Here is a 3,892-nt window from a genome sequence, read left to right as displayed (position 1 = left end):
CATATAAATCCCCCCGACAAATATCTTCTTGTCAGACTTCTCTTCAATTGAATTACTGGAAGTGAAAATTAAGGCCAAAATAACCAATAGACCAACTTTGAGGGATTTTATAAAGATATGCGGCATGGTAATTTATTTTATTTTTTTACTCTGTACATAATTCTGCTATTTGGCCCTGGTCTTCTGCCAAAAGATGATCCATGTTATTTTCGGTAAGAACTACTTCATCTATCAGTTCCAAACGTTCCTTATTCTCGGTTAAAACTGCAAACAGTAGCGCAAAAATTAAAAGGATAAAAAATATAACACATTTTTTCATCAGATCTCTATACTTATCAAGCATGCAATAGCTCTGTTTTATATAAATTTTTCTAAAGCCAATTTATGTAGTTACAAATACTCTACAGCACTTATATGTATAATTGGTATGGAATTATGTATAAATTGCGCTATTAATTCTGTCTTTAAATGAAATTTTTTGCTCCTTTATATGTTATTTTGTTATAAATCTAACATTGTATATTTCTAATTAAAAAATTAAAATCCCAATCCCTGAATATTTTCTTTGGAGTGTAAACTTTAAGTGTTTTTGTTCCAGTCATACATTTATTTAATCTATCTATACATATTTCAAAAAGTCTTAATAGTAGTACTCCTAATTTTGTAACTTACAGGAATAATTTAAAGTAATGTTACAGGCTGTTATTGTAGATGATGAAAAAAAGGCACTTCAAAGTCTTTCATGGGAATTGACTAATTTCAGCGATGAAATAAATGTGGTTGCATCCTTTACCGATCCTTTTGAAGCATTAAATTATCTTAACCAAAACACCCCCGACTGCTTGTTTTTGGATATTGAAATGCCCACCATGGATGGGTTTCAGTTCATTCAAAAATTAAGCAATAAGGATTTCCCTGTCGTGATTACTACAGCTTACAATCAATATGCCATAAAAGCACTTAAGAATGAGGCTATCGATTATCTTTTAAAACCTATTGATACGGACGACTTAAAAGAGACTATAGTAAAAATTAAAAAGTTTAATGCAAAAAATTACACTTCAGATAAACTGGAAAAAATTCTAATGAATTTTAATGCTAACGAAAAGCATAAAAAAATTACTTTTAATACCGACGGGAAATTAGTATTCCTGGAAAGTGACCAGATCCTATATGCGGAATCTGACGGTAATTACAGTACTATTTACCTTGCAGATGGACATAAGATTGTACTTACCAAAAAATTGAAAGAAGTTAATGAATTACTGCCAAGTGATTCCTTTTTCAGGATTCACAACTCTTATGTAATCAACCTTAATAAAATTAAGGAGTTTCTCAAAACGGACGGATATGTTGTGCTTCAATCCAACCATAAAATACCTGTATCACGTCAAAAAAAGTCTGATTTTTTGGATTTGTTATAATCAATTCGAGAATTACTTATGTTAAAGAGTTTTAAAATCCCCTTTATTCCTTCTGTTGCTGCTAATTATTCATTGCTTTTTTGTGTTATTATCATACTCTTTATAGATAAGGTTAATGCACAGAAGTACTCCGAAAATTTCAAAGAAACCACTGAAAGCCTTATATCAAAAGCCCCTCAAACTTACCAAGAATTAGAAATTGTACTCAAACCCATGCAGCGCGACACAAGTTTGATGCGTTATTTTGCCAATGCTTCAACTCAGAAAAACTACTATGCAGGCAAATCCTATGCACTTAATCAATTGGGCATATCTTACCGGGATTATGCACTATATAGCAAAGCCATTAAACTACACCAAATGGCCTTAGAGGCCGCTGAGGTAAATGAAAATAAGGAATTTCAAATTTACAGTTTAACCATGTTAAGTAACGCCTATCGGCAAACGGAGGCTATACCCTCGGCTTTAGACTGTGCACAAAAGGCAATAGATCTAGGGGGGGCTCTAGAACAACCTAATGAGGATGTAAAAAGGAACTTAAATTTATCTCTGAGTAGTATTGCCCATATTTATAGAACTTTAGGTCAATACGATCTGGCTATTGCCAATTTCAAGAAATCAATAGCGCTAGAGGCCGAATTAGGCAATACCCGCGGGCTTGCCATGAATTATATGGGTATTGCAGAATGCCTTGAAGCAGAGAGTAAGCTCGAAGAGTCACTACAAAATTATGAAAAATCCCTAATCTTTAATGAAAAGCTTGGATCAAAACGAATCAAAGTTCTGTCAAGTCTTGGCATTGGTCATATATATGTTCATCAGGACAAAAACAATGAAGCGCTTCAAATTTTTGAATCCATTCTTGAGTTAGCTAAAGAATTGGGCGACATGAAGATTGTCTCTGCAATTTATATAAATATCGGCTGGGCACAATTACAAAACAATCAGTTTGAGGAGTCTCAAAACAATCTAAATAAAGGGCTGGAATTAGCCAAAAAATATAACCTGCTCAGTGAGATGGAAGAGGCATACTCCTTCTTGGCCGATTTATGGGAAAGTAAAGATGATTTCAAAAAATCTAAAGAATTCTTTTTAGAAGCTGCAAATGTGGAAGAAATAATTTCCAATGATCGTAACAAGCGATATTTAGCGGATTTAATTTCTCGTTCTGAGGCAGAGAAAAAGAACAATCAGATAGAAGTACTTGCGAAAGAGAATGAAATCATAAACTTAAAGCTTCGAAGAAATCAAAATACCTTATTAATTGGCACCTTAATATTGACTCTGTTAACACTAATGTTATATATTTTATACAGACAAAATCAGCTTAAAAGCGACAAGCAGCTGCTCACCCTTGAGCAAACAATGCTCCGTAGCCAGATGAATCCACATTTTTTATTTAATTCACTAAATTCAATTAAGCTCTATATCATAAACAATGAAAAAAAGAACGCTGTTCATTATCTAAATAAGTTTTCGAAACTAGTACGTAAAATACTTGAGGCCTCTTCCGTAAAGGAAATAACTTTAGCTGAAGAATTGGAGACAGTAGAATTATACATGACCATAGAAAATATTCGTTTTTCTAATGAAATTCAGTTTAAAATAATAATAGATGAAGATATTGATCCCCATATCATTAAAATTCCTTCTCTTATTCTTCAACCTTTTTTAGAAAACGCCCTATGGCATGGTCTCTCTTCTAAAGATGGAGACAAATCTATTTCCTTGCATATTAGCAGAGCGAAAAAAGGTTATATAGATATTGCTATAGCTGATAACGGTGTGGGGAGAGAAGTTGCCGAAAAACTCAAAGAAAGCAAGGTTTTAAAAAGAAAATCAGTCGGAATTAATATTACAAAAGAACGTTTATCGATTTTTTCTAAAGATTATCAAAATACATTTGAGTTAGAAATTGTAGACCTTTTTAATGAGCAGGGTGCAGCCTCGGGTACCGAGGTAATATTACATATTCCTACTATTTAGAATTTTCCATGGCAGTTTTTTCCAATTCCTGATACCATTCTTTTCCAAATTTTCTAATTAATGCCTCTTTTACAAACTTATAAATGGGGATTTTCAATTCTTCTCCCAAAGAACATGCCGGATCGCAAATTTCCCATTTATGATAATTCACGGCTGTAAGTTCTTCATATTCTGTAATTCTTACCGGATATAAATGACAGGATACGGGTTTTTTCCATTTTGTCGCTCCATTATTATAAGCTTCTTCCAGTCCACATTTTGCAATCCCTCTTTCTGAATAAATTACATATGCACATTCTTCTTTATTAATCAAAGGTGTTTCCCATTCGCCATCGGCACCCTTAATACAGGCACCTTGTTCTTCTATGGCTAAAATTCCTTCAGCTCTTAGGAAAGGCTTAACATCTGCGAAAATATCAACAAGAATTTCTGTCTCCTTATCCTCCAATGGAGCTCCCGCCTCGCCGTCTATACAGCAGGCA

4 protein-coding genes are annotated in these 3,892 nt (G+C 33.4%); 2 read left to right on the top strand and 2 right to left on the bottom strand.

Annotated features, from left to right (window positions below; genetic code table 11):
- Positions 1–145 precede the first annotated feature (145 nt).
- The gene (locus WBN20_RS15575) at positions 146–343 is read right to left on the bottom strand and encodes a hypothetical protein (RefSeq protein ID WP_424271865.1); all 198 of its coding nucleotides are present in this window, start codon (positions 341–343) and stop codon (positions 146–148) included.
- Positions 344–689: 346 nt separating this feature from the next.
- On the opposite strand from WBN20_RS15575, the gene WBN20_RS15570 reads away from it, so the two are divergent.
- Together WBN20_RS15570 and WBN20_RS15565 are read left to right on the top strand one after the other, a co-directional pair.
- The gene (locus WBN20_RS15570) at positions 690–1,424 is read left to right on the top strand and encodes a LytR/AlgR family response regulator transcription factor (RefSeq protein ID WP_424271866.1); all 735 of its coding nucleotides are present in this window, start codon (positions 690–692) and stop codon (positions 1,422–1,424) included.
- A gap of 18 nt (positions 1,425–1,442) precedes the next feature.
- The gene (locus tag WBN20_RS15565) at positions 1,443–3,410 is read left to right on the top strand and encodes a tetratricopeptide repeat protein (protein ID WP_424282346.1); all 1,968 of its coding nucleotides are present in this window, start codon (positions 1,443–1,445) and stop codon (positions 3,408–3,410) included.
- Here WBN20_RS15565 and WBN20_RS15560 read toward each other — a convergent pair.
- Positions 3,403–3,892, bottom strand: a 490-nt coding sequence (locus WBN20_RS15560) for a DUF3109 family protein (RefSeq protein ID WP_424282345.1), incomplete at its 5' end; no start/stop codon positions are given. The genes WBN20_RS15565 and WBN20_RS15560 overlap by 8 nt on opposite strands.

Source organism: Eudoraea sp. (assembly GCF_049665975.1).
GTDB lineage: Bacteria > Bacteroidota > Bacteroidia > Flavobacteriales > Flavobacteriaceae > Eudoraea.
The sequence above is the reverse complement of the archived record's forward strand: the minus strand, read 5'-3'. Positions and strand labels throughout refer to the sequence as shown.

What these genes read in the sequence shown, in the direction of transcription:
- WBN20_RS15570 (WP_424271866.1), top strand. Translation starts at nt 690, where the DNA reads ATGTTACAGGCTGTTATTGTAGATGATGAAAAAAAGGCACTTCAAAGT.
- WBN20_RS15575 (WP_424271865.1), bottom strand. Translation starts at nt 343, where the DNA reads ATGCTTGATAAGTATAGAGATCTGATGAAAAAATGTGTTATATTTTTT.
- WBN20_RS15565 (WP_424282346.1), top strand. Translation starts at nt 1,443, where the DNA reads ATGTTAAAGAGTTTTAAAATCCCCTTTATTCCTTCTGTTGCTGCTAAT.